General features: G+C 53.7%; 17 protein-coding genes and 1 tRNA gene. 7 read left to right on the top strand and 11 right to left on the bottom strand.

Annotation, left to right across the window (positions count from 1 at the left end):
* Positions 1-278: 278 nt before the first annotated feature.
* Both thrS and IR141_RS04570 read right to left on the bottom strand, forming a co-directional pair.
* Positions 279-2,186: a threonine--tRNA ligase gene (thrS, locus tag IR141_RS04575; protein WP_135034483.1), complete on the bottom strand. Its 1,908-nt coding sequence runs from the start codon at positions 2,184-2,186 to the stop codon at positions 279-281.
* Positions 2,187-2,297: 111 nt separating this feature from the next.
* Positions 2,298-2,374: transfer RNA gene (locus IR141_RS04570), tRNA-Val, on the bottom strand.
* 188 nt (positions 2,375-2,562) lie between these two features.
* On the opposite strand from IR141_RS04570, the gene IR141_RS04565 reads away from it, so the two are divergent.
* Together IR141_RS04565 and IR141_RS04560 are read left to right on the top strand one after the other, a co-directional pair.
* Complete coding sequence (locus IR141_RS04565) at positions 2,563-3,405, top strand: bifunctional transcriptional activator/DNA repair enzyme AdaA (RefSeq protein WP_135034482.1); 843 nt, start codon at positions 2,563-2,565, stop codon at positions 3,403-3,405.
* 115 nt (positions 3,406-3,520) lie between these two features.
* Positions 3,521-4,168 carry an alpha-ketoglutarate-dependent dioxygenase AlkB gene (locus tag IR141_RS04560; protein WP_135034481.1) on the top strand — a complete coding sequence of 216 codons (648 nt, stop codon included), beginning with the start codon at positions 3,521-3,523 and terminating at the stop codon, positions 4,166-4,168.
* A gap of 581 nt (positions 4,169-4,749) precedes the next feature.
* Here IR141_RS04560 and IR141_RS04555 read toward each other — a convergent pair.
* Entirely contained in the window at positions 4,750-6,066 is a 1,317-nt protein-coding gene (locus IR141_RS04555) for a DUF445 domain-containing protein (protein WP_135034480.1), read from the bottom strand.
* Between the two features lie 574 nt (positions 6,067-6,640).
* On the bottom strand, positions 6,641-8,011 hold the full coding sequence (gene ffh / locus IR141_RS04550; protein ID WP_135034479.1) for a signal recognition particle protein: 1,371 nt from the start codon (positions 8,009-8,011) through the stop codon (positions 6,641-6,643).
* A 157-nt stretch (positions 8,012-8,168) separates the two neighbouring features.
* On the opposite strand from ffh, the gene IR141_RS04545 reads away from it, so the two are divergent.
* Complete coding sequence (locus IR141_RS04545) at positions 8,169-8,975, top strand: inner membrane protein YpjD (protein ID WP_135034478.1); 807 nt, start codon at positions 8,169-8,171, stop codon at positions 8,973-8,975.
* A gap of 788 nt (positions 8,976-9,763) precedes the next feature.
* Here IR141_RS04545 and porB read toward each other — a convergent pair.
* Positions 9,764-10,876, bottom strand: a complete 1,113-nt coding sequence (gene porB, locus IR141_RS04540) for a trimeric porin PorB (RefSeq protein WP_135034477.1) — start codon at positions 10,874-10,876, stop codon at positions 9,764-9,766.
* A 350-nt stretch (positions 10,877-11,226) separates the two neighbouring features.
* Between porB and IR141_RS13365 the strand changes: the two genes are divergently transcribed.
* Both IR141_RS13365 and rmuC read left to right on the top strand, forming a co-directional pair.
* Positions 11,227-11,379, top strand: coding sequence for a hypothetical protein (locus IR141_RS13365; RefSeq protein ID WP_167743044.1), 153 nt, complete (start codon positions 11,227-11,229; stop codon positions 11,377-11,379).
* A 308-nt stretch (positions 11,380-11,687) separates the two neighbouring features.
* Positions 11,688-13,193, top strand: coding sequence for a DNA recombination protein RmuC (gene rmuC / locus IR141_RS04535; protein ID WP_135034476.1), 1,506 nt, complete (start codon positions 11,688-11,690; stop codon positions 13,191-13,193).
* A 206-nt stretch (positions 13,194-13,399) separates the two neighbouring features.
* Here rmuC and IR141_RS04530 read toward each other — a convergent pair whose 3' ends face one another.
* A complete protein-coding gene (locus tag IR141_RS04530; protein ID WP_135034475.1) occupies positions 13,400-14,224 on the bottom strand; it encodes a DNA ligase in 825 nt (274 codons plus the stop codon).
* 75 nt (positions 14,225-14,299) lie between these two features.
* Here IR141_RS04530 and IR141_RS04525 point away from each other — a divergent pair, with 75 nt between their 5' ends.
* Both IR141_RS04525 and IR141_RS04520 read left to right on the top strand, forming a co-directional pair.
* On the top strand, positions 14,300-14,938 hold the full coding sequence (locus tag IR141_RS04525; protein ID WP_135034474.1) for an MBL fold metallo-hydrolase: 639 nt from the start codon (positions 14,300-14,302) through the stop codon (positions 14,936-14,938).
* Positions 14,939-15,039: 101 nt separating this feature from the next.
* Positions 15,040-16,245 carry an OmpA family protein gene (locus IR141_RS04520; RefSeq protein ID WP_135034473.1) on the top strand — a complete coding sequence of 402 codons (1,206 nt, stop codon included), beginning with the start codon at positions 15,040-15,042 and terminating at the stop codon, positions 16,243-16,245.
* A 242-nt stretch (positions 16,246-16,487) separates the two neighbouring features.
* Here the strand turns inward: IR141_RS04520 and IR141_RS04515 are convergent, their stop codons facing one another.
* The 5 genes from IR141_RS04515 to IR141_RS04495 all read right to left on the bottom strand — a co-directional run bounded on the left by IR141_RS04515 (position 16,488) and on the right by IR141_RS04495 (position 21,244).
* The gene (locus IR141_RS04515) at positions 16,488-17,258 is read right to left on the bottom strand and encodes a 1-acylglycerol-3-phosphate O-acyltransferase (RefSeq protein ID WP_135034491.1); all 771 of its coding nucleotides are present in this window, start codon (positions 17,256-17,258) and stop codon (positions 16,488-16,490) included.
* Positions 17,259-17,657: 399 nt separating this feature from the next.
* Positions 17,658-18,485, bottom strand: coding sequence for a bifunctional DNA-formamidopyrimidine glycosylase/DNA-(apurinic or apyrimidinic site) lyase (gene mutM, locus IR141_RS04510; RefSeq protein ID WP_135034472.1), 828 nt, complete (start codon positions 18,483-18,485; stop codon positions 17,658-17,660).
* 73 nt (positions 18,486-18,558) lie between these two features.
* Positions 18,559-19,857 (bottom strand): tyrosine--tRNA ligase, encoded by a 1,299-nt coding sequence (tyrS, locus tag IR141_RS04505; protein ID WP_135034471.1) that lies wholly within the window; start codon positions 19,855-19,857, stop codon positions 18,559-18,561.
* A 9-nt stretch (positions 19,858-19,866) separates the two neighbouring features.
* Positions 19,867-20,781 carry a hypothetical protein gene (locus tag IR141_RS04500; protein ID WP_135034470.1) on the bottom strand — a complete coding sequence of 305 codons (915 nt, stop codon included), beginning with the start codon at positions 20,779-20,781 and terminating at the stop codon, positions 19,867-19,869.
* A gap of 13 nt (positions 20,782-20,794) precedes the next feature.
* Positions 20,795-21,244 carry a Panacea domain-containing protein gene (locus IR141_RS04495; protein WP_107928917.1) on the bottom strand — a complete coding sequence of 150 codons (450 nt, stop codon included), beginning with the start codon at positions 21,242-21,244 and terminating at the stop codon, positions 20,795-20,797.
* Between the last annotated feature and the right edge of the window lie 90 nt (positions 21,245-21,334).

The raw sequence follows: 21,334 nt of genomic DNA, 5'->3' as shown, positions 1-21,334 counted from the left end.
CTCTTTTTGCCTGCCGCCAGCTGCTTGGCATCAGAAATCCATTAAATATACTATGGTTTAAAAACAGCAGTTTGTATGATGCCAAACTGCTGTTTTCAGACGGCCTTAAGGTGTTTTTAAAACTCTCAGCCTGCAACTTGAGATCAGTATTTGTACGGCAGGCAGATTTTCCTTGTTTTAGGGTTTTTCCGTTAAAGCAAGCCGTCTGAAACGGCTCCGCCCGGTATGGCAACTGTGTCTGCTTGTCAAGCCCTGCGGTTTGCGTGGTATGTAGAAACTTAGGCGGAAGTTTGTGCCAATTCCTGCTGCAGGACGGCGATAAAGTCTTCTATCTTCATGCTGCCCAAGTCTTCGGCTTTGCGGCGCACGGCCACTTGGCCGTTTTCTTTTTCGTTTTCGCCCACTACGATTTGGTAGGGGTAGCGGTATTGGCTGTTGTCGCGGATTTTGTAGCCGATTTTTTCGTTGCGCAGGTCAAGCTCGGCGCGGAAGCCGGCGGCTTTGAGTTTTGCTGCCACTTCGCGGCAGTAGCCGGCCTGCTTTTCGGTGATGTTCATCACCACCATTTGCACGGGGGCAAGCCACAAGGGGAAAGAGCCGGCGTGGTTTTCGATGAGAATGCCGATAAAGCGTTCCATCGAGCCCAAAATGGCGCGGTGCAGCATCACGGGGCGGGCGCGGCCGTTGTCTTCGGTAACGTATTCTGCGCCGAGGCGTTCGGGCAGCACAAAATCGAGCTGGATGGTGCCGCACTGCCACGAGCGGCCGATGGCGTCTTTGATGTGGTATTCGACTTTGGGGCCGTAAAACGCGCCTTCGCCGGGCAGTTCCTGCCACTCGATGCCGCAGGCGGTGAGGGCATCGCGCAGGCCTTGTTCGGCTTTGTCCCAGATTTCATCGGCACCGGCGCGCTTTTCGGGGCGCAGCGAAAGTTTGACCGACACATTTTCAAAGCCGAACTGTTTGTACACTTTCATCACCAGCTCGTTAAAGGCTTTGGCTTCTTGGGTGATCTGCTCTTCGGTGCAGAAGATGTGGGCATCGTCCTGCACAAAACCGCGCACGCGCATCAGGCCGTGCAGGGCGCCGGAAGGTTCGTTGCGGTGGCAGGAGCCGAATTCGGCCAGGCGCATGGGCAGGTCGCGGTAGGAGCGCAGGCTGTGGTTGAAAATCTGAACGTGGCCGGGGCAGTTCATCGGTTTGACGGCGTAGGTGCGTTTTTCCGACTCGGTAACAAACATGTTTTCCTGGTAGTTTTCCCAGTGACCGGATTTTTCCCAGAAGGCTTTGTCCATCATCAGCGGGGTTTTGATTTCCCGATAGCCTGCGGCTTCGAGTTCGCGGCGCATATGTTGCTCGATAACCTGCCACAGCGTCCAGCCGCGCGGGTGCCAGAACACCATGCCGGGGGCTTCGTCCTGCAGGTGGAACAAATCAAGCTGCCTGCCCAGTTTGCGGTGGTCGCGCTTTTCGGCTTCTTCCATACGGGTGATGTAGGCTTTCAAATCTTCTTTACCCGCCCAGGCGGTGCCGTAGATGCGTTGCAGCATTTCGTTGTTGCTGTCGCCGCGCCAGTAGGCGCCGGCCAGTTTGGTGAGTTTGAAGTTTTTGAGAAAGCGGGTGTTGGGCACGTGCGGGCCGCGGCACATATCCACATATTCCTGATGGTGGTAAAGCCCCATGGCTTCGACTTCGGGCATATCTTCAATCAGGCGCAGTTTGTATGCTTCGCCGCGCTCGGTGAAGGTTTTGATGGCTTCGGCGCGCGGGGTCATCACTTTGACAACATCGTAATCCTGGTTAATCAGCTCTTTCATGCGCGCTTCGATGGCGGCCATGTCTTCGGGGGTGAACGGTTTTTCGGTGGCGATGTCGTAATAAAAGCCGTCTTCAATCACGGGGCCTATCACCATTTTGGCATCGGGGTAGAGCTGCTTCACCGCATGGCCGACCAAGTGGGCGCACGAGTGGCGGATGATTTCCAAGCCTTCGGGGTCTTTGGGGGTGATGATTTGCACGGCGGCATCTTCGTTAATCGGATCGCCCGCATCGCGCAGCACGCCGTTTACCTTGCCGGCCACCGTGGCTTTGGCCAACCCCGCGCCGATAGACGAGGCAATCTGCGCCACGGTAACAGGGGCTTCGTATTGACGGACGGTGCCGTCGGGCAAGGTAATATTAATCATCAAAAACACTCCGAAACCGGCAAGCCTTTTCAGACGGCCTGCCGCATAGAAAACAGATGTAAAGAAACAACAAAAGCAGCCGGGCGGGCATGCTTTTGTTGTCGGCGATATTGGTAGGTATGATCGGACTCGAACCAACGACCCCCACCATGTCAAGGTGGTGCTCTAACCAACTGAGCTACATACCTGAAAATCGAATTTCGTGAAGCGGTGGATTATATGGGGCTTTGCATGTTTTTACAAGTTTGCCCAGCCCGTGCGGAGCGGACAGGCCGTCTGAAAAGCACACCGCAACTGCGCAAGAATCGGGCTGCGGTTTGCGCCGCAGCCGCTACAATAACCACTGCAAGCCGCATACACACCGGAACATAGCATAATGAAAAACACCAACACCCTGCAATTTGCCCGCATCGCTGCGGCCATCGAATATCTTTACGACCATTTCCGCGAACAGCCCGCATTGGCAGAAGTGGCGGCACACGTTCATGTCAGCCCGGCGCATTTGCAGCGCCAGTTTCAAAGCTGGGCAGGTGTAAGCCCGAAAAAAATGCTGCAATATATCAGCATCGAAAACGCTAAGCGCGTGCTGCAACGGCAGGGCAGCGTTCAGACGGCCGCGTTCGAGAGCGGCTTGAGCGGCAGCTCGCGTTTGCACGACTTGTTTGTGTCCATCGAAGGCATGACGCCGGGCGGATACAAAAACGGCGGCGCAGGGCTTGAGATTTGCTACGCTTTCGCGCCCGGCCCGTTCGGCGATGTGTTGGTGGCCGCCACCCCGAAAGGCATCTGCCGGCTCGCCTTTGCCGATAACCGCGAACAGGCTTTGCAGGATTTGACCGCCGAATACCCGCAGGCACGGCTTACCGAAGCTGCCCATCCGCTGCACGAAAAAGCCTTGGCCGCCTTGGGCGGGCAGACTGCACAAACCATACCGCTGCATTTGAAAGGCACGCCGTTTCAGCTCAAAGTGTGGCAGGCCCTGTTGCAGATTCCTGCAGGCCGTCTGAAAAGCTACAGCGGTTTGGCTGCCGACATCGGCCAAGCGCGGGCCGCCCGCGCCGTGGGCAGCGCAATCGGCAGCAACCCCGTGGCTGTGTTGATTCCCTGCCACCGCGTGATTCGCGAAAGCGGCATCATCGGCGGCTACCGCTGGCAGCGCGGACGCAAAATGGCTTTGTTGGCCAAAGAATTGGAACGCACCGCATGTTTCAACACATAGGGCAATACATAAAGCACCGCTCTATGTATTGCCCTGAAACAGAAAGGGCTGCGTCCCTCCTGTTTTAATTGTCCGCCCAAATGGCGGGGTTTCAACCGGCAAGTAAGGAATTGAGATGAACTTGGATTTATTCGACACACCGCCGCAGCCGCAAGCCAACCTGCTGCCTTATGATGGCATGGTGAACGATTACGGCGTGATTTTCGCCGCTCCCCGTGCCGATGCCCTGCTGGATGCGCTGTTGCGCGATATTCCGTGGCGGTACGATGAAGCCGTGGTTTTCGGCCGCCGCATCACCACCGCGCGCAAAGTAGCGTGGTATGGCGATGGTGCGTTTGCCTACACTTATTCGGGCATCACCCGCACCGCCCTGCCGTGGAGCGGCGTGCTGCCCGAAATCAAATGCATGGTAGAAGCACGGCTGGCCGCCGTCAGCCCCACCGTGTTTAATTCCTGCCTGCTCAACCTTTATTCAGACGGCCTCGAAGGCATGGCCTGGCACAGCGATGATGAAAAAGAGTTGGGGCGCAACACCGTGATTGCCTCGGTGAGTTTCGGTGCCACGCGCAAATTTGCGTTCAAACATAAACGTACGGGCGAAAAGCGCGAACTGATGCTCGAACACGGGCAGTTGATTGTGATGCGCGGCGAAACGCAAAGCCATTGGCTGCACGCGGTGATGAGGAGCACCAAAATACGCGAGCCGCGCATTAACCTGACCTTCCGCACCATATTGAAAATGGGAATGCAGCGAAGCGGCTGATTTTCCGTTACCGCATTTCGCGCTTTCACTCTGCCGCCATTCAAAAGTGGGCAGTTTTGCGCCCTGCTCAAGCAACGACAGAATCGGAGCCTTGCTGATGGCACTGCCGCCTGCCGGGTTACAGCCTTGCCGCATCGGGCGGTTGCTGTTTGCGGCTCTGCATTTTTGTTTCGTTGTTATGGTGTTTCACAATGAATCCACCATAGCAGATCCGCCCAAAAAAACATCGGTAGGCGAGCCGCAGATAACACAGGCAGCAGCAGGCCGGTAACGTTGGTTATGTTAAAACAGGCCGTCTGAAAGGCCGTTGATATCGATTCGTTCTGACGGCCTGAAATATGGCGAATCCCCTCTATTCCATTGCGGTGCTGCCTGCCTTAGCGCAAAGGGAAACGGTTTTGCGCCCCGCTGAAACGGCAACAGAACCGGCTCGGTACGCCTGTGCGGCCTGCGGCCTGACGCCGGAAATCAGGGGATCTGTGATAAGCCCGCCGGCGCAAACATGCAAAGGCCGTCTGAAACATGATTAATCATTGCTTTCAGACGGCCTTTGCACTTTTAGCCCGCGTTTCGGCCGAGGGCTAAAACAGCCATTGCGACACGCAATAAATCGCCAGCCCCACCAGCCCGCCGACCAAAGTGCCGTTGATGCGGATAAACTGCAAATCGCGGCCTATGCTCAGCTCCAGCTTTTCCACCATCTGCGCGCTGTCCCAACTTTTCACTTTGTCGGCCACAAACACTGCTGCCCTGCTTTTATAGTGCATCACGAAATCGCGCACCATCAGCGAAATGCGCACATCGGCGCGGCGCATAAACTGCGGGTGGCGTTGCGCCTGCGCAAGCATATGGTCCAGCAGTTTGTTTAACTGCGCCAGCCATACCGAATCCGGTTGATGCATGTCGTTTTCCGTCCAAGCCTGCAGGCTCCGCCAGCCATTTTCCAGCATTTCGCGCACGGCCGGCGAGCGGGCGAGTTGTGCTTTGCCCTGCTCCAACCGTTTGTGCCACAGGCGGGAACGGCTCAGGGCATCGGCCAGTCGGTCGTATTGTTCGTTAAAGCTGCGGCGGATGGGGTGGTCGGGATCGGCCAGCGCGGCGGCCAGGCAGCCGTCTGCCCAATCGAGGGCTTTTTCCGACACCCAACCGTCCACTTTATCTGCCAGCGTGCCTTTGAGCGAGGCTTTTAATTTTTCCCATGTGCTCGGTGCGCCGCTTTCGATTTTGGCCGCCCACGCGTGCAGGTTGTGTTCGAGCTGCTGGCGGGTTTCGGGGTCTTGCAGCCGGCGGCGGGTCTGTTTCAGCAGGGCGGTAAACAGGACATCGTGCCAGCCTTGTGCTTTCAGGGCTTTGAGGCCGTCTGAAAGCGTTTTGCCGATGCTCTCGCCGCTGTATTGCCCGGCCAGCATACTGAAAAAACGTGCGGCTTGCCCGGGTTTGGCCGCTTTGAAGAGCGCGGGCAGTTGCGCGGCCAGCCACGGCAGCCATTGGGCGCGCGTTTGCGGCTCAGCCAGCCACGCCAACAGTTTTTTGCTCGGGGCGGCGCGATAGATGCGCAATGCAATCGGCCTGCCTTCCAAAAAATTGTTTTCGATAAACCGCCCCAGCTCATCGGCGATACGGTGCTGGTTGCGCGGCAGAATCGCAGTGTGCGGAACCGGCAGCCCCAGCGGGCGGCGGAACAGCGCGGTAACGGCAAACCAATCGGCCAGCGCGCCCACCATCGCCGCCTCGGCAAAGGCCTTCACATAGCCCAGCGCGGGGTATTGCACGGCATACGCAGCCGACACGGCAAACAGCGCACAAGCCAGCAGCAACAATCCTGCGGCCAGGCGGCGGCTTTTTTTCAAACGCACTTCCGCCCGGTTGGCGCGGGCTTGGGCAGATAAGGTGTGCATGGCGGTCTCCGGTTGGTCATGGCTTTGATTATACTGGTTTCAGCCGCTGCGGATAAAATGCCCGCACGGCTGCCTAATTTTTAACCGCAAATTTTTTTATGTGGAAAATAATGGGTTTAACGGTTTTATCCACAGGCTGTGCACACTTGGATAAACAGTTTTATGGGAATGGCCGATTTGATGGTGAAATTTTAAGCATGATAAATTTTTTATTATATTTCAACGGAAGCAGAATATTATCCACAGGATATGCACAATATTCCCGATGGCCGGCGTGGGTAAGTCGAAGCAGCAGTCCGGTATCGGCCGTCTGAAAAGGTTTGTTTTCGTTATCTCTGTGTAAGCGGAAGTTATCGTTATGGTGAATCTGCTGTGGAAATCTGCCCGGTTTTGATGACGGCTTTGCGGGGCAGGGCGGCGGTGTTGGAGGCGGTATTGTTTATTTTGGGTTGGCTGTGGCCGGCTGTGGTTGTATTGGTTATCAGAAAAAGGCCGTATGCCAATGCATAACGGCCTTTTTCTGTTTGGCAAGCTCGGCGTTGGAGGCCGTCTGAATATTCCGGCAGCCCTGCGGCTACATGCCCGGAAACATGCCTTTCATTCCCTTCATGCCTTTGGCCATGCGCATCAGCTTGGCCATGCCTTTGCCGCTGAACATCTTCATCATCTGCTGCGATTGTTCAAACTGCTTGAGCATTTTGTTTACTTCCTGCACCGTGGTGCCGGAGCCTGCCGCAATGCGGCGTTTGCGGGCAGCCTTGATTAAGGCGGGGTTGGCGCGCTCTTTCGGTGTCATCGAGTTGATGATGGCTTCCACATGCCCCATGGCTTTTTCGGCGCTGCCTTCGGGAATCTGCTTGGAAAGCTGGCCCAGTTCGCCCGGCATTTTCGACATCAGGCTCTCCAAGCCGCCCATGTTGCGCATCTGCTGGATTTGCTCTTTGAAATCGTTTAAATCGAAACCTTTGCCTTTGTGCAGCTTTTTTGCCATTTTGGCGGCGGTTTCTTCGTCTATGCCTTTCTGCACATCTTCGATCAGGCTCAGCACATCGCCCATTCCGAGAATGCGGCCGGCGATGCGGTCGGGGTGGAACGGCTCGAGACCGGTTACTTTTTCGCCGACACCGATGAATTTAATCGGCTTGCCGGTTACCTGACGCACCGACAGCGCCGCACCGCCGCGCGAATCGCCGTCCATTTTGGTGAGCACCACACCGGTGAGCGGCAGGGCTTCGTTAAAGGCGCGGGCGGTGTTTACCGCATCTTGGCCGAGCATGGCATCCACCACAAACAGGGTTTCGATAGGGCAAACCGCTGCATGAATGGCTTTGATTTCGTTCATCATTTCTTCATCGATGGCCAGACGGCCGGCGGTATCGACCATCAAAACATCGTAAAAATGCTTTTTGGCATAATCTACCGCCGCTTTGGCAATATCAACGGGCTGCTGACCGGTGTTGGAAGGAAAGAAATCCACGCCCACCTGCTCTGCCAGCAGCTTCAGCTGCTCGATGGCCGCAGGGCGGTAAACATCGGCAGAAACCACAAGAATTTTCTTTTTATGGTTGGTTTTCAGCAGGCACGAAAGTTTGCCCACGGTGGTGGTTTTGCCTGCGCCCTGCAAACCGGCCATCAGCACGACGGCAGGCGGCGAAACGGCAAGGTGGAGGCTGCTGTTTTCTTTGCCCATCAATTCGACAAGGGCATCGTTTACCACGCCGATAAAGGCTTGGTCGGGCGTGAGGCTGCCGGTGATTTCGCGGCCGAGTGCTTTTTCTTTAACGTTGTTGATAAATTCTTTTACCACCGGCAAGGCCACATCGGCTTCGAGAAGGGCGAGGCGCACTTCGCGCAGGGCTTCTTTAATATTGTCTTCGGTGAGCCTGGCTTGGCCGCGGATATTTTTCAGCACATTGCCGAAACGGCTGGTTAAGTTGTCTAACATGGGTTTCCTTAAAAATCGGGGCGTGCGGCGGGGTGGGAGGCCGTCTGAAAACGGCAAAACCGCATTAAATTTCAATAGGTGCCGCCGTTTTTGATAAAATCGGCTTATTTTACACCACACGCAGCTTCGTGAGTATGCGTGCAAAAGAAAGTTTGTCATGCCGATAATATTGATTTGCCTGATGCTGCTCTATACCGGAATGGCGGTGTTTGTATGGCTGCACCACAAAAAACGCAACGATAAGCCGTATCCCTTAAAAACAGAATTGGCGGTGCTTGCCCCTGCGCTGCTGTTGCAGGGCGCAGCGCTGTTTCTGCCGGTGTTGCACGACAAAGTGCTGGTGATGGGCTTTGGTTATTCAATCAGTTTGATTGTGTGGCTGATGCTGATGATGTATTGCCTGGGCAGCTTCTTCTATAACCTGCGCGGGCTACAGTTGCTGCTTTATCCGTGTGCGGCATTGTCGTTGCTGCTTGCTGCGGTGTTTCCCGGCAAGTTTACCGGCTACCAAATCAGCGATTGGCCGTTTATGCTGCATATCGGCGCATCACTGCTGGCTTACGGGTTGTTCGGCATTGTAACGTTGCTGGCCGCGTTGGTTTTACTGCTGAACCGCGATCTGCACAAGAAAAAATTTTCACCGCTGGTTTCTTTTCTGCCGCCCCTGTTGAGCTTGGAAAAATTGATGTTCCAAGGCATATGGGTAGGGTTTCTGCTGCTGAGCTATTCTGTGATAAGCGGCACATTTTTTGCCGACACGGTGTTCGGCAAACCGTTTGCCTGGACTCACAAATCAGTTTTCGGCATCATCTCGTGGCTGATTTACGGCGGGTTGTTGTTGAAACACGGCATAACGGCATGGCGCGGCAAAAAAGCCGCCGTGTGGACGATTATCGGCTTCATCAGCCTGATGCTGGCTTATGTTGGCAGCAAATTCGTGCTGGAAATCATTTTACACCGCTAGTGTTTCGGAAAAGCAATATCGACACGCAATAAAACAGGCTGCTTTATGAAAAGCAGCCTGTTTTCGATGATGCCGGAAATTTCTCTCTATTTTTTAATATATGCCTTTGTACACTTGGCTTGGTGATGTGAATCACGTTGTGTAGTAGAATGTAATTTATTTGAGTTTAAAGTGCAAGCACTCTGGCCGGCTGGCAAACACAAAAACAAAATATCGGCTCAAAATAAAAAAAATTAAAATTTAAATTCAAAAGATAAAGATTTTACGGCATGAATATGTAGTTGGAAGATATGGGCCAGGGAAGCCGCGTGAAATATTTTTTGTTTTGTTATGAATCGTGAGAGGCGGGGATGTTTGCAAAAAAGATCGAGAATGCCGACTGAAAGGTTGAAATACTGTTATTGGTTCCGTAAGCCTGTTGCCAAGCCCGCTGCCCGATCGGGCGGGAATCAGAATAAAATACCGTGGTGCCGGGCAAACAAATATTGGGGTGTTAATGCCTGGTTACCCGCCGGCGCGGGGAGGGGTAGCGGGCTTGCAAAGCTGATAACGGAAAATAAATTTCATGGGGTGTTTTGGGAGTTTTGCGAAAGCATCAGGCCATCTGAAAAACCTTTCAGACGGCCTGATGCGGCGAATCCGCAAAAATACCTAGGCCATAAGCCTATCGACAATACGCAGCCTGCCCACATTTCAAGCAAGCCAACCGGCCGCCCATAAAAAAGAGCCTGCATTTGCAGGCTCTTTCTTGTTGCGGTTCTAAAAATCCAAACCAAATGATCAGATGATTAGAATTTGTGGCGCAGGCCAACCAAACCGGCAGTGGTGTCGGCTTTGTTGTCGCCGCTGCCTGCTTTGAGCCAGCCGGCAGATACCATAGCGGTAGTGCGTTTAGAGAAGTCGTAATCCGCACCTAACACCACTTGTTTGTATTGGGTGCCATCCAATTTGCGCTCTTGACCGTTATTTTTAGCTTTTGCTTTGAAACCTTGGGCATAAGACAAGCGCGGGGTTACATTGCCGAAGCGGTAAGCAACGGTTGCAGCCAATTCTTGGGTTTTCACACCTGCGCTGGTGTCAGCTGCAGCAGCCGCAGCATCATATGCATTTACATTGTAGATTGCATCTTTATAGCTGTTTTCACTATCCCAACCGTTGGTGTATTGATAGCCCAAGCCTGCAAACAGGTTGTTGGCATCATAGCCTACTTGAACTTGGTGGGCTTGGCCTGATTTGCTGCTGCCGTTGGCAACATAGGCAGTTTTCTTGAAACCGCCGCCGTATTGGGCGAAGAAGCCTGAGTTTTCATAGTTCAAGCCGGCGTAATAGGCAGAGGTATCGCTGGCGTTGCTGGTGCGGCCGGTGGCATCAGTAGTGCCGCGTACTTTACCTTCGGTTTGGTTGTCGCGCGGGGTGAATTGTACGTTTGCGCTGAAACCGCCGAATACGGGGGTGTCGTAGCGGGCAGAAACTTCACGGGTGCCGGTGCGGGTAAATACGCCCAAGCCCAAAGCGCTGTTGTTGTATTCCCACGGATCGATGGCATCCATGTCGTTCAGCTGGGTGCTGATACGGCCGGCGCGGATTTTACCGAAGCCGCCTTCCAAGCCGATAAACGAATCACGGGTACCCCATTGACCGCCGCCGGCAACGGGCGTTTTCTGCTCAACCTGCCAAATGGCGTTCAGGTTATTGCCCAAGTGCTCGTGGCCTTTGAAACCGATACGCGAACCGAAATCGGCAATTTCGGTTGTGGTGTGATCTTTAGTGGTTACGCCGTTTACTTTTACTTGGTTTTGAGAAACTTCAACACCTGCTTTGATTTGGCCGTAGAGAGTTACATCGGCAAAAGCGGCAGCAGGCAGGGCGGCCAGGCTCAAGGCAATCAGGGATTTTTTCATTGCTGTATTCCTTTTCTATTGTTTAAGAAAACAAACTTAAATGGGGGTTAGGCCACTCAAGCTCTTGCATTCATCGCAGGGTTTTAGCGATTTCATGTCTGCTAATATAATTGCTTCGTTGTAAAAAAACAAATCTTATCGGCCTGAACTATACCGCGCCCGGCGGGGAATATACAGTTTTTATTCTAAACAATTTTAAAAATCTTTTTTAAATCATTTGGATAAAAATTAAAAGCGGGTTTTGGCATGTTTGCAACACCGATACAGTTTATGTTGTTTTTCGGCACAGCGGGGGCTTTTGCCGCTTTCAGACGGCCAAATACAAGGGCTTGCGGGGCGGCACCGGCCCGATGCTTCCCGATGCCGCTATGCCTGCAGCGGCAAATAAAACAGAGTCGTCAACGTTGTGCACTCATGATGGTTGGGAAAAATGGTTTCCAGCAACGCCGAACAGGGCAGGCGGTGAAAATGGCGGCATGGAAGCGGCTTGCGGCAAGCTGTAAGGCGGTAGGCAGAGGCCGTCTGAAACATGATATATTAGGCCGCTGCGTTTGGGCGGTTTTCAGACGGCCCGGGCGGGATTCTGCCGTTGGCGGGTATGGTTCAGCCTGTTTCAGACGGCCTATTTTACTGCTGACCCCATTTTTTCCGGTGCATTGTAATTTTGCGGTACGGCGGCGCGGTATGTTGAAAATGGCTGAAACCTGCCGAACTCAGCGGGTTGGATTTTCAGCGGGTTGGATTTAAAGATGCTTGCCACGGCGCACCTGCCGCTGAATTTTTCCGAAACTTTATATATATCGAACATTATATGGACAACTTGCTTTATTTTTCGGCCGCTGCTCTGGCGGGCATTTTTTTGGGCGCGTTGTTTGCCTGGCTGCTGATGCATTTTCGGCACCAAGCCGCGCAACACCGCCTGCTGGCCGAAGCGGCTGCCGCCGAAACCCGCGCCGCACAGGTGGAGCCGCTGCGGCAGGAGTTGGCCGAAAGCCGCCGCGCCGGGCAGCAAACGCAGGCTGCGCTTCAGGAAACGCTGGGCAGCCTGGCCGCTGCGCGCCAACGCATCGAAAGCCTGCAGGAGCGGGAAAATGAGCTGGGCCGTCTGAAAAACGATTACGGCAGTTTGCAGCAGGCTTTGGCCGAGCAGCAGCTGCGCTATGAGCGTTTGCACACCCGCAGCGAGCAGGAACAGCGCGCCCACGAAGAAAAAATCGCCCTGCTGGCCGAAGCGCGCCAAAGCCTGGCCGACCAGTTTCAAAACCTTGCCAACAATATTCTCGAAGAAAAAGCCAAACGCTTCACCGAACACAACGCCGAAAGCATCGGCCGCCTGCTCACGCCGCTCAACGAGCGTATGGGCAGATTCAGCGAGCTGGTGCAAAACACTTATGAAAAAGAAGCCAAAGAGCGGCTGATGCTGGAAAACGAACTCAAACGCCTGCAAAGCCTCAACAACCGGCTCCACGATGATGCCAAAGCACTTACCGATGCACTCACCGGCACCCAAAACAAAACCCAGGGCAACTGGGGCGAGATGGTGTTGGAAACCGTGCTGGAAAATTCGGGCTTGGTTAAGGGGCGCGAGTATTTCGTTCAGACGGCCGCTACGCGCACCGAAGAAGACGGCAGCGTGCGCCGCTTGCAACCTGATGTGCTGGTGAATCTGCCCGACAACAAGCAAATCATCATCGACAGCAAGGTTTCGCTCACGGCTTATGTACGCTACACCCGCGCGCAAACGCCCGAAGAAGCTTCAAGCGCGCTGGCCGCCCACACCGCCAGCGTGCGCGCCCATATTAAAAGCCTGTCGCTCAAGCAATACAGCGATTTGAAAGGCGTGAACACGCTGGATTTTGTGTTTATGTTTATCCCTGTGGAGCCGGCCTATCTGCTGGCCTTGCAGCATGATGACAGCCTGTTTCAGGAATGCTTCGACAAGCGCATCATGCCTGTGGGCCCGAGTACGCTGCTGGCCACCCTGCGCACGGTGGCAAATATCTGGCGCAACGAGCAGCAAAACCAAAACGCGCTGGCAATTGCCGAAGAGGGCGGCAAACTTTATGATAAATTTGTCGGCTTTATTACCACGCTCGAAGGGGTGGGCAAAAATATCGAGCAGGCGCAAAATCAATACCAAGCCGCCTGCAAACAGCTTTACGAAGGGCGCGGCAATTTGGTCGGCCGCGCTGAAAAACTGCGCAGGCTCGGTGTAAAAGCCACCAAGCAGCTGGAAAAAAGCCTGGCAGAAAAAGCGGCAGGGGAGATGGGCGGACTGCCCGGGGCGGGGCGGGAAAACGATGAAGAAAATGTGTGAGCGGCGTAGAAGGCAAACGATATCGTGAATCCGGTTTGAACATCGGCACACGGCGGCGAACCGCAGGCAGTATGCGCGGCACAGCAAGGGTGCCTTGATATTTTTTAAGGAGCCGCGCAGATTGGCAGCCTGTTACAACTTCCAATCTGCGCTAGCCTGCTGTTTTTTAGCCGGGTTGGCTGTAGGGCGGTTTGGAGATTTCTGATTCAGTGTCCGGCTGGCCGGTCGTTTCTTATTCTCACGAAAGTGGCGAATCTGGGTGTGCCTTTTTGAGTGAAACCACGGTAGCGGTAGGTTATGGTGCTGCCTACGGCGGGCGGGTTGGTGCGGTCGCTGTCTTTTAGGCCGCTGCCGATTTTGAATTCGCCGTGCTGGTTTTTGCAGCCGAGTGCGCCGAGTTTTCCGGTGTATTTACCTTTGCCTTCATAGTGGCGGGTAACGGTGCATTCGGCATCGTGCCGGCTTTTCAGTTTCAGCAGATAATCGCTGCGGCCGCTGCGGTAGGGCATTTCGGGATGCCGCAGCATCACACCTTCGCCGCCTTTGGCTTCTACCTGCTTTAAAAAGGCTTGCGCGTGGGCGTTGTTTTGGGCGGGCGTCTGTTTGATGATTTCAATCGGTGCATCCGGGTGGCTCTGCAGCCATTTTTCGAGTACGGCCAGGCGTTGGTAGAGATTGCCGGATGCTTGCGGCACATCGAACACATGCAGTTTGATGTTGCGCCAGTTGCCCGATGTGGTGCGCACGGCGGCAGAAATCTGCTCAAACTGCCCGTGTTTGCCGAACAGCTCGCCATCGATGGGATAAGGCGGGAAATGGTCGAGATAGCCGGCGGGCGGGGTAAAGGGATAACCCCGGCGGCTGAGCAACTGTTTGCCGTTCCAATAGGCGCGCACGCCGTCCAGCTTTTCGCTCATCGCCCAGCCGGAGATGTTTTGTGTTTGGTATTCTTTGGCCAATAGCAAACCGGGTGCGGCGGCAAAGGCGGCGGGCGTGAACAATAAGGCGCAAGCGAGTATGATGCTTTTCATTTGGTTTTCTGCTTTTTTGTTTTATTTGTAAACTGGGATATTATTACAGGCCGTCTGAAAAATAAAGGAGTGTTTATGACTTTGCGCTATGAAATCATTGCAGTAACGCCGTTCAGGCAAAACTGCACACTGCTGTGGGACGATGAAACCGGCGATGCCGTGCTGATTGATGTGGGCGGCGATGTGCCGTTTGTGTTGGCAGAAACGGCCAAACGCGGTTTGAAACCGGCGGCCGTTTGGCTGACGCACGGTCATCTGGATCATGCGGGCGGGGTGGCGGAATTGCTGTCGCAGTATGATGTGCCGGTGTCGGGGCCTCATCAGGACGATGCGTTTCTGCTGGAGCAGTTGCCGCAGATAACGGCGCAATACGGCTTTCCTGTGTCGCCTTCGTTCGAGCCTTCGCGCTGGCTGCAGGAAGGCGATACGCTCAAGGTGGGAAACTATGCTTTTGAAGTGATGCATATTCCCGGCCACACGCCCGGTCATGTTGTGTTTTATTGTAAAGATGCGGAATTATTGATTGCAGGCGATGTCTTGTTTTATGAAACAATCGGCAGAACCGATTTCCCGCGCGGAAATCATGCCGATTTAATCCGCAATATTACAAGCAAACTGCTGGTATTGCCCGAACATACCATGGTGTTGGCGGGGCACGGCAGAACCACCACTATCGGCCACGAAAAGCGGAACAATCCGTTTTTGCAGGGCTGATTCGGGGTTAAGAAAAGTAAAAATGCCTGAGAAGCCGCGCTGTTTGAAGGTTGGCGGATATCGATTGGTTTTTCCACACATCTCAATGCAAGGAGTGAGTCATGTCTTTTGATTTGGGTAGTTTGCTGCAAGACAGGTTGGGCGGCGTGTTGGGCCGGTTTTTAACTCAAAACGGAGAAAGTGCCGAAAGCAGCACCAAAGCCGCAGGTTTGGCAGTTCCTGCTGTGGTGGCGGGTTTGTTGAAGCACATCGCCGGCAACCCGGGCAATGCCGGCAGCCTGTTCGAGCTGGTTCAAGGCAGCGCGGGCAGTCCGCTGAATCATGCGGTGGCGCAGGCTGAAGAAGGCGGCAGTGCTCTGGATAGCCTGACCGACTGGGGCAAGGGCAAGCTGCCGGAGCTGCTGGGCGGCAATGCGGCTGATGTGTCCGACCAGATTGCCCGGGAAAGCGGCGTGTCGAAAGCCGGCGCAGGTTTGCTGCTGTCGTTGTCGCTGCCGCTGGTGTTGTCGGTGCTGCGCGGGAAGGTAAAGGACGACAATCTCAGCCCGAGCCAATTGCTGGGTCTGCTCGGCCGGCAGCAAAGCTGGCTTTCCGGCGCATTGAGCGGCGGCATGCTTTCGGCTTTGGGCATCAGCAGCCTGAGCGGCTTGTTCGGCAGTGTCGGCAATGCCGCTGCGGGTGCGGCGGCAGTGGCGGCCGGTAAGGGGTCGGGCTTGGGAAAATGGATTGCATTGGTTGCTGCCGCATTGTTGGCTTTGTTTGCCTATAAGAGCTGCGGCACTCAAACCGACCCCGCCTCTTCCGCTGCCGGCGGCACATCATCGGCTCCGGTTGCCGGTGAAGCTACTTCTGCCGTTTCCGAACCGGAGGGCGCAGAGGTTTCTGCCGTGATGCCGTCTGAACCTTCTGTGGTGCCCGACACAGCAGCCCCTGCTTCCGCCTCTGAGGCTGCTCCGGCGTCAATCGACCCGAATAAGGCCGGCGTGAGCTATGATAACGGCGTGGCGAAATTCTACTTTGCCACCGCCAAAACCGATGTGGCCGAGGGTGCCGAAACCGTGGCAGCCGAAGTGATTGCAGCCGGCAAAGAAGGCAAGAAACTGATTGTCAGCGGCTTCACCGACAGCACCGGTAATGCGGCTGCAAACGAAAAATTGTCGAAAGCGCGCGCCGGTGCCGTGAAAGCCTTCTTGGAAGCGCAGGGCGTGGATGCCGCCAATATCGAATTGCGCAAACCCGAAAACACCACCGGCGCAACCGGCAACGATGCCGAAGGCCGCCGCGTGGAAGTGAAAGTGGAGGGTTGAGTGGTTTCAGACCCTGCCTGAAAAACATGGTGCGGTTTGATAGTGAACCACTGCATTTCTGTTACGGGGTTGCTGTGCCTTAACTCAAAGAGAGTTTTTATAGGCCGCCGAAACGGCAGCCGAATCGGTTCTGTACTGTCTGCGGCTTGCTGCCCGCTATCAAAAGTGAAGTGGGTTCACTATAAACAAAGGCCGTCTGAAAACTTTTCAGACGGCCTGTTTTTTATCGGTGGGTATGCGGGTTAGACGGCTGCGTCTTCCAATACTTTCCCGCGCACATAGGCTTCGGCGGCATCTTTCAAAGCAAAGCGGTCTTTGCCGGAGAAGTCGGCTGGCAATATCGGCTTGGCGAAATCCACACGGATATGGAGCTCGGGCATGGAAACGATGCGCCACAGCGACCGGACCAGGCTCACATCGGCATAAGAAGGGGTGTCGGTGCGGCGGCCGTTGCGGTCGTAATAGCGCAAAACCATGGTTTGAACCGGCGCACCGGCATCTATCGCCGACTGAAACAGCGCGGCTTTGAACGGCAGCACTTCCAGCCCCGATGAAGTTTTGGCCTCGGGGAAAAAGCTGACGTTGCGGCCGGCTTTCAGAGCGGCGGCGATGGCTTGGTTGATGGGTTCCACGTCTTTGCGGGAATGGCGGTTGATAAACACCGTGCCGGCGTTGCGCCCCATTTTGCCGAGTACCGGCCAGGTGCCGATTTCCTGTTTGGCGATAAAACTGCTGGGAAACAGCGCGCTCATGGCGAAAATATCCAGCCATGAAACGTGGTTGGCCACCACCAGCGTGCCGCTTACGGAAAAATGCCCGGGCGGCGTGGTGACGCTGAGTTTTGCGCCCACGGCCTGCAAGGCGCCGGAGCCCAGCGTCATCAGCGCCTTGTCGCGCGCCTGCGGGTCGCTGCCGTTGAGCCTGCTCAAATTGCGGCCGGTTTGAAACAGCCAGACGGCCAGTTTGGCCAAACGGGTGAAACGCAGAAAAATCGGGGCTTTTTGTCGGGACATGGTGCAGTGTGTGTGAAAGTTGTGGGCGGGAATTATAACAAGCGGCAGGGGGTGGCGGAACGCAGGGCGGGTTAAGAAGGGAAGAAAGCCGTGTAAAGGCGGGCGGAATATTTTCAGACGGCCTGAGCGTTTTCTCTTGAAAGTTTTTGACAGCCAAACTCTTAAAATCAAGCCGTGCAGCAGGCCGAAGATGGCACGGATACACAAACGGTACCATGCCGGCATGATTTCAAAGTGGATGATAAAACGCTTTCAGGCGGGGTCTGCTGAATTTAAACGGCCGTCTGAAACATTGGCCATGGTCATTTGCGCCTATGGCAGGGGCAGGGCGGATAAAGGCGGATAACGGTGGGTTGGTTTTCCCGAATGTTGCCAAATCCACTTTAGGCCGTCTGAACGCTATTTCTGGCAGTTGCCGCAATAAAACGTGCCGCGCTGCCCTAATGTTTCTTTCAAAATCAAGCTGCCGCATTGCAGGCAGGGTTGGTTGTGGCGGCCGTAAACCGTGTATTCCTGCTGGAAATAGCCGCTTTTGCCATCGCTGTCGACAAAGTCGCGCAGGGTGCTGCCGCCTGCAGCAATTGCCCGTTGCAGCACCGTGCGTATGGCGTCCACCAGTTTGGCGCACTCTTTGCGGCTAATTGTGCAGGCGGGGCGTTTGGGGGAAATGCCCGCTTTGAACAGGCTTTCGTTGGCATAGATATTGCCCACGCCCACCACCACAGCATTGTCCATCAGTGCCGTTTTTACGGCGCGTTTTTGGGTGCGCAGTTTGCCGTACAGATAGGCGGCATCAAAAGCACCGCTCAGCGGTTCGGGGCCGAGCGCGGCCAAGAGCGGGTGGTGTTCGGCTGCGCCGGCAAACCACAGCACCATGCCGAAGCGGCGCGGGTCGTGATAGCGCAGCACCGTGCCGTTGGCGAATGTGATGTCGAGATGGTCGTGCTTGCCGGGGCCGGCGATGCGGGCATCGTCGGCGGTGAAAACCCTCAGGCTGCCCGACATACCCAAATGCACCAGCAGCAGGCCGGCGGGGAAATGAACCAGCAGGTATTTGGCGCGGCGCGTGCAGCCCTGCACCGTTTGCCCGCTCAAAACCTCAGCCAAACCGGGGGTAACGGGAAAACGCAGCTTGGGTTGGCGCACGGCTGCCGATGCAACGGTTTGGCCGTTGATATGGGGAGCAATGCCGCGCAGGGTGGTTTCGACTTCGGGCAGTTCGGGCATAACGCGCTTTCGTGTCGGATAAATTCTGTGTAGATGCGGCGGTTTGCGCCGCTTTCAGACGGCCTGTGGGCGGCTATTTCCACACCAACAGGGCATGGTTGCGTTTGCCGCGCCGCAGAATGGTGTATTTGCCGAAACGTTTGTGTGCATCGGTTAAAAGATAGGCATCATCGGGTTTGTCGGGCGCGTGGTTGGGATTGTCGGGCTCCACCGCGCTGCCGTTGGCCAGCACCGCCTTGCTGTTTATAAAACCGCGCGCTTCTTTGTTTGACTGCGCCAAGCCCGACAACACCAATGCTTCCACCACATTCACGCTGCCGGAGGCTTCAAACGCAGGCAGGCCGTCCAGCGCGAGTTGTTCGAAATCGGATTCGGTGAGGCTGCCCTGGTCTCCGGCAAACAGGCTTTCCGAAATGCGCTGCGCCGCCTGCAACGCCGCTTCGCCGTGAACCAGGCGGGTCATTTCTTCGGCCAAAATACGCTGCGCTTCGGGTTTGGCACCGCTCGCTTTGTCTTTCGCTTCGATGGCATCAATCTCTTCAACCGACAAGAAAGTGAAATATTTCAAAAATTGATACACATCGGCATCGGCTGTTTTCAGCCAGAATTGGTAAAACTGATAGGGCGAGGTTTTTTCCGCACTCAGCCACACCGCGCCGTCTTCGGTTTTGCCGAATTTGGTGCCGTCTGATTTGGTAACCAGCGGCAGGGTTAAGCCGTATACCGTGGTTTTGTTCAGACGGCGGGTGAGATCGATGCCGCCGGTGATGTTGCCCCATTGGTCGGAACCGCCGATTTGCAGCAGCGCGCCGTGGCGTTTGTTGAGCTCGGCAAAATCATAGCCCTGCAACAGCGCGTAGGCAAACTCGGTAAACGAAATGCCCGCATCGTCGCGCCCGATGCGCTGCTTCACCGATTCTTTGTTCAGCATCGCGTTCACCGAAAAATGCTTGCCGATGTCGCGCAGAAAGTCCAGACAGTTCATGCCGCCGAACCAATCGTGGTTGTTGGCCATCACCGCCGCGTTGCCGCCTTCGAAGCTCAAAAACGGCTCAAGCTGGCTGCGGATTTTTTCCACCCAGCCCGCCACCGTTTCCGCCGTGTTCAGGCTGCGCTCGGCGGCTTTGAAGCTCGGGTCGCCGATCATGCCGGTTGCCCCGCCCACCAGCGCAACCGGCGTGTGGCCGGCCTGCTGGAAGCGGCGCAAAGCCAACACCGGCAGCAGATGGCCGATATGCAGGCTGTCGGCGGTGGGGTCGAAGCCGCAATATAAAGCGATTTTTTGTTCGTCTAATAAAGCATCTAAGGCTTCGGCATCGGTGGTTTGCACGATTAAGCCGCGGGATTGGAGGTCTTGGATAATGGAGGTCATGTAAGTAGCTTATTCTGGTAAATGTTCAGTAGGGATAAGTAATTCTTTGTTGCAAGATCTACCTGATTCTTTAAGGGCAGTATTAAATAATCGGCTAATAGAGGCAACTTTATGAAATATATGCGGGCTATCCGTAGCATCTTGTAACTTATTGCACAGGTGTTGGCGGATTTTGGCAATATGTTCATCAAGGTTGGCATATTCTTTGTAAGCACTTTCTGAGTTGGTATAGAAGTCTGCGAAAATATCAATATATGCAGGTCCATCTATGGCTTGTTTGATATGTGCATCAAAGAGTTTTTTGAAAGGGCAATCTTTGTTTGCTGGAAGGTTTTTATAATTATCAATAAGCTTTTTGACATAGCTATCTAAAATGATTCTGGGGGTATTTGCTAATTCAGATTCAAGTTGATAAGCACGATTAAATGCTGGTCCAAACAGTATTTTGGTTTTTTCCGAATCATTATGATACAAATCTCCAGAAGCAATACCACCCCGGCATAAAAAACCATTAAAAAGTAGCTCTCTTGCCCTGTTGAAAACAGTATATATTAGTAATGCTAAGTTTTCAGCCCCTTCTGCACTCAGTTGATAGCTTGATAATTTCAGAGGTACGGAAAATGCAAAAAAATCCGAGAAAGTCGTTAATCTATCATCATATTCATCAGGTTTTTTACCTGTTTTCCATGTGGTAATAAATGTATGAGCACTAGGATCTTTGGGTAACTCTAAAGAATAAATTAATGTTTCTAACTCTTCTGGATTGTTAATACTTTTTCTGATTGCGTCTTTAAATCCAAGAATATCAAGAAATACTACTACTCTTTTTTCATATGCAGCCTTGGTTATTTCAGTTTCATCTTTACCTGAATACTCGTTAATGGAAATTTTTGTACGTAGCAGTTCATCAATCTTTTCGTTCATATTATTAATAACCTTAAGATTGGAAATAAGTACGAACCAAATCATCACTAATTATATGACCATTGCCATATCCGTTGTTATATGCAATATCCCAAGGTGAACCTTTTAAATGACTAAGTTCTACAAGATGGAAGGCTGGTAAGCTTCCAATTTTTGCTAAAGTTTCGTGAACGACCGATTTTATTTCGGGTGTGATGTCTTCAATATCGTTATATACACTCGCAAGATAATTGATATACTCTCTAGGAATATCTCTATTATGGAAGTGTTTCAATGAATGGTATAAATCGCTGTTCACTGGGCCATAAGGCCAAGCTTCAAAAGGATTAGAAATATTTAATAATTCAATATCTTTAGCTAAAGCAACACCATAACAAAAGTAAGCTAGTTTTTGTAGCTTGAGATTGGTTACATTTTTTTGATATTCGACAATTAAATCTGCTAAGGCATATATAGAAATCATTTTAATCTATCCTTAATAGAATCAAGCTATTAGCGAGTGAGAGAATCCACTAATGGCTATCCTATTACTATCACAGTAAATATGGAATAT

This window comes from Neisseria sp. 19428wB4_WF04, assembly GCF_015235335.1.
In the GTDB taxonomy this organism is placed as follows: Bacteria; Pseudomonadota; Gammaproteobacteria; order Burkholderiales; family Neisseriaceae; genus Neisseria; species Neisseria musculi.
Note: the sequence above shows the minus strand (reverse complement) of the source record. Positions and strands in the feature narration are given on the sequence as shown.

Excerpts from the sequence above, each read along its gene's own strand:
- thrS (WP_135034483.1), bottom strand. The coding sequence starts at position 2,186 with ATGATTAATATTACCTTGCCCGACGGCACCGTCCGTCAATACGAAGCC.
- IR141_RS04565 (WP_135034482.1), top strand. The coding sequence starts at position 2,563 with ATGAAAAACACCAACACCCTGCAATTTGCCCGCATCGCTGCGGCCATC.
- IR141_RS04560 (WP_135034481.1), top strand. The coding sequence starts at position 3,521 with ATGAACTTGGATTTATTCGACACACCGCCGCAGCCGCAAGCCAACCTG.
- IR141_RS04555 (WP_135034480.1), bottom strand. The coding sequence starts at position 6,066 with ATGCACACCTTATCTGCCCAAGCCCGCGCCAACCGGGCGGAAGTGCGT.
- ffh (WP_135034479.1), bottom strand. The coding sequence starts at position 8,011 with ATGTTAGACAACTTAACCAGCCGTTTCGGCAATGTGCTGAAAAATATC.
- IR141_RS04545 (WP_135034478.1), top strand. The coding sequence starts at position 8,169 with ATGCCGATAATATTGATTTGCCTGATGCTGCTCTATACCGGAATGGCG.
- porB (WP_135034477.1), bottom strand. The coding sequence starts at position 10,876 with ATGAAAAAATCCCTGATTGCCTTGAGCCTGGCCGCCCTGCCTGCTGCC.
- IR141_RS13365 (WP_167743044.1), top strand. The coding sequence starts at position 11,227 with ATGCTTCCCGATGCCGCTATGCCTGCAGCGGCAAATAAAACAGAGTCG.
- rmuC (WP_135034476.1), top strand. The coding sequence starts at position 11,688 with ATGGACAACTTGCTTTATTTTTCGGCCGCTGCTCTGGCGGGCATTTTT.
- IR141_RS04530 (WP_135034475.1), bottom strand. The coding sequence starts at position 14,224 with ATGAAAAGCATCATACTCGCTTGCGCCTTATTGTTCACGCCCGCCGCC.
- IR141_RS04525 (WP_135034474.1), top strand. The coding sequence starts at position 14,300 with ATGACTTTGCGCTATGAAATCATTGCAGTAACGCCGTTCAGGCAAAAC.
- IR141_RS04520 (WP_135034473.1), top strand. The coding sequence starts at position 15,040 with ATGTCTTTTGATTTGGGTAGTTTGCTGCAAGACAGGTTGGGCGGCGTG.
- IR141_RS04515 (WP_135034491.1), bottom strand. The coding sequence starts at position 17,258 with ATGTCCCGACAAAAAGCCCCGATTTTTCTGCGTTTCACCCGTTTGGCC.
- mutM (WP_135034472.1), bottom strand. The coding sequence starts at position 18,485 with ATGCCCGAACTGCCCGAAGTCGAAACCACCCTGCGCGGCATTGCTCCC.
- tyrS (WP_135034471.1), bottom strand. The coding sequence starts at position 19,857 with ATGACCTCCATTATCCAAGACCTCCAATCCCGCGGCTTAATCGTGCAA.
- IR141_RS04500 (WP_135034470.1), bottom strand. The coding sequence starts at position 20,781 with ATGAACGAAAAGATTGATGAACTGCTACGTACAAAAATTTCCATTAAC.
- IR141_RS04495 (WP_107928917.1), bottom strand. The coding sequence starts at position 21,244 with ATGATTTCTATATATGCCTTAGCAGATTTAATTGTCGAATATCAAAAA.